3 protein-coding genes are annotated in these 3,128 nt (G+C 68.2%); all 3 read left to right on the forward strand.

The genetic code is table 11. From position 1 onward, the window contains the following. Window positions 1-422: 422 nt before the first annotated feature. On the forward strand, window positions 423-923 hold the full coding sequence (locus tag AB4Y84_RS17545; protein WP_080149532.1) for an RNA polymerase sigma factor: 501 nt from the start codon (window positions 423-425) through the stop codon (window positions 921-923). Continuing rightward, on the forward strand, window positions 920-1,888 hold the full coding sequence (locus AB4Y84_RS17550) for a FecR family protein (protein WP_442243811.1): 969 nt from the start codon (window positions 920-922) through the stop codon (window positions 1,886-1,888). The genes AB4Y84_RS17545 and AB4Y84_RS17550 overlap by 4 nt, the downstream gene beginning before the upstream one ends. Window positions 1,889-1,899: 11 nt before the next feature. Then, window positions 1,900-3,128: TonB-dependent receptor plug domain-containing protein (locus AB4Y84_RS17555; RefSeq protein ID WP_442250549.1), on the forward strand; the 1,229-nt coding region annotated here is incomplete at its 3' end.

A 3,128-nucleotide genomic window follows, 5' to 3' on the forward strand; every position in this document is an offset into this window, starting at 1 on the left:
GGCAGCGCGACGACGTCGGCGACGGTGACACCGCCACTCAGCACGACGCGATCGCCCTGCACGTGATAATTCATTGCCATGACGTCATCCATCTGACCCAGGGTCGCGATACCCACCAGGCCTGCCAGGGCGATGCTCAACTTCGAATGCTTCATTGCGTTCTCTCTCTCCGCCCGCACCACGCGGGTCGAAAGCAGAACGCAGCAGCGGGCTCGACGCCCCCAGTCGACGGCCAGAAAAAACATGAATGCATTCACAATGGAAATGCGGGAGAAACGTGGGCTTCCCCATCCGGTCACCGTCGCGTAAAACTCGGTGACGCGTCCGTCATCGTCGTCCGAGGCCCTCCCCTGTCCGCGCCCTCCCCTTTGCTCCGTCCTGCGCCGGATCTGCCCGGGGTTCCGGATGCCTTCATCGCATTCGTGCGCGAGGAACGCGCGCCGCTGTGCGCCTTCCTGCGCGCCCGCGGTGTCGGCCCCGAGGATGCCGAGGACATCGCCCAGGACTGCATGGAGCGCCTGATCCGCTACCGCGCGCACGGCACCGAGGAGCTGCGGCTGCTGCTGTACCGCATCGCCCGCAACCGCCTGGCAGACCGCGGGCGCTCGCCACAATCGCGCAACCACCTGTCGCTGACCGAACGCGACGGCAACGAAGAAGCCGCCAGTGCTTCTCCTGATCCGCTGCGTCAGGCAGAATCCGGGCAGATGCTCGCCCTGCTGCGCCAGGCACTGTTCAAGCTGCCCGAACGTGCCCGCGAGGTGTATCTGCTCAACCGCATCACCGGGATGAGCTATACACAGATCGCCCGGCATTGCGGCATCACCGCCAAGACCGTGGAAAAACATATTGCCCGTGCATTGCAGGGCCTGCGCAAGGAGCTGGGCCCCGATCCTCTCCACAATGATGGAGATGCCGAATGATCCGCAACGACAACAGGGATGACACGTTGCTTTTTGAACACGCAAGCGCCTGGGTAGCCCGGCTGGACGCCCCCGACTGCAGCGCCGAAGAACGGCAGTCCTTCGAGGACTGGTTGGCCGAGGATCCGGCACATGTCAGCGCGTGGGTGCAGGCCGAGAAGCTGCACCAGCGCAGCGCCGGCCTGGCCAGCGACCCGTGGCTGCGCACCGCCGCCGCGCGTGCGGCGCGCCGACCGCAGCGGCGCTGGCTGCCCGGTGTCGCCGCCGCTGCAGGCGTGTGCCTGGCCGTTGGCCTGGGCTGGATGCTGTACACCGATGGCAACCCCACACCGCTGACCTACGCCAACGCCAGCCTGCTGCCGCAGCAGCGCACCCTGGCCGATGGCAGCATCGCCACCCTCGACGCCGGCACCACGCTGACCGCACGCTTCGGCTGGCGCAAGCGCGAACTGGCGCTGGAACAGGGTCGCATCCAGCTGCAGGTCGAATCGTCATCGCGCTCGCTGCGGGTGCAGGCCGGCGGCAGTTCGATCCGCGATATCGGCACCACCTTCCAGGTTGAACGCCTGGCTGACGGCCGGGTCGAAGTCGCGCTGCTGGAAGGCGTAGTGGAAGTCACCAGTGGCAGCGCGCAGCACACGCTCTCGCCGGGCCAGCAGCTGCAGGTCCTGGCCTCCGGCAAGATCCAACCCGGCCCGCAGCTGTCCTCGACTGCCGCCGCCGAGGCTTGGCCGCAGGGCAAGCTGGTGTTCGACGGCACGCCCCTGGCCACTGTGGTCGAGCGCATGAACCGCTATGGCAGCACGCCACTGGTGGTCGCCGACCCGGATATCGCCGACCTCGCGGTCAGCGGCACCTTCCGTGCGGGCGACGCGCATGAACTGCTTTCCGCCCTGGAACTGGGGTGGTCCATTGCTGGCCAGCCGCGCTCGGATGGCGCGCTGGAACTGCGYCGCACCTACTGAGGCGGCGGCCGATGCCGGCGCCTGCTGTGCTTCGTTGGGACGTGCTTCGGTGGGACGTGCTGCGCTGGGGTCTGCTGCAGGCCCTGTTGTGCGTTGTACTGGTGCCCGGTGTGGCGGCAACGGCGGCGGCAGCAGAAGCCATCAGACAGGTCGACTACCGGATCGCTCCCGGCGCTCTGCCGCCGGCCTTGCAGCAATGGGCACGCCAGAGTGGCATTGCCCTGGTGTTCGACGCACGTGAACTGACCGGCCTGCGCACCGGCGGCGTCGCCGGCTCGCTGGCGCCGGCCGCCGCACTGAAGCAGCTGGTCGCCGGCATGCCGGTGAACATCCTGCAGACCCCCAGCGGCGGATTCGTGGTCCGCCGGCACGCTACCCCACCCGCAGTGGTCGCGCAGCCGGTACGGCGGCCACCGCCGCCCGCGCCAGCCAAGCCGGTGCAGGTGGAACTGGCGCCGATCCATGTCACCGGCAGCCGCTTGCCGCGCACCTCCGTGCAGACCACGCTGCCGGTAACGGTGATCGATCGCGAGGACATCCTGCGCAGCGGCTACGGCACGTTGTTCGACCTGTTGCGCCACCTGCCCGGCATGAACGGCCATCCGCCATTGAGCACCTCGCGCAGCGGCGACTCGCTGTACCTGCCGGTCGGCRCGGCCGCCACCACCAGCCTGGACGGCATGGGCCCACGCGCCACCCTGTTCCTGGTCAACGGCCGACGCCTGCCGCGTTATCCGATGGTGTCGCTGGAGGAAGGCGGGCTGACCGATCTGGGAGGCATTCCGCTCAGCTTCGTCGAGCGCATCGAGCTGGTGCGTGGCGGTGCTTCGGCCATCTACGGCGCCGATGCGATGTCTGGCGTGGTCAACATCATTCTGCGTGACCAGRCCGAGGGACCGGAAGCCACGCTGCAATCGGGTGCCAGCAGCCGCGGTGATGGCGATCAGTACCGGCTGCAGGCGGCCACGGGCGGCGTGCGCGAAGGCGGCGACCGCTGGTTCGCCGGCATCGATCTGCATCGTCTGCAGCATGTGGCCGGCGACCAGCGCGACTGGCATGCGGAAACATCGCTGTACCCGATCGGGCTGATCATGCCCAACGGCGACTACTACCCGGCCACGCAGTGCCATCCGCCATTGCAGAGCGAAGACGACGGCTGCTGGTTCGACAACGCACGCCCGCGCTCGCTGCAACCGGCGTCGGAAACGCTGTCCGGCTACCTGCGTTATCGCCACGAGCG

This window comes from Stenotrophomonas sp. 2YAF22 (assembly GCF_052114665.1).
Taxonomy (GTDB): Bacteria; Pseudomonadota; Gammaproteobacteria; order Xanthomonadales; family Xanthomonadaceae; genus Stenotrophomonas; species Stenotrophomonas indicatrix.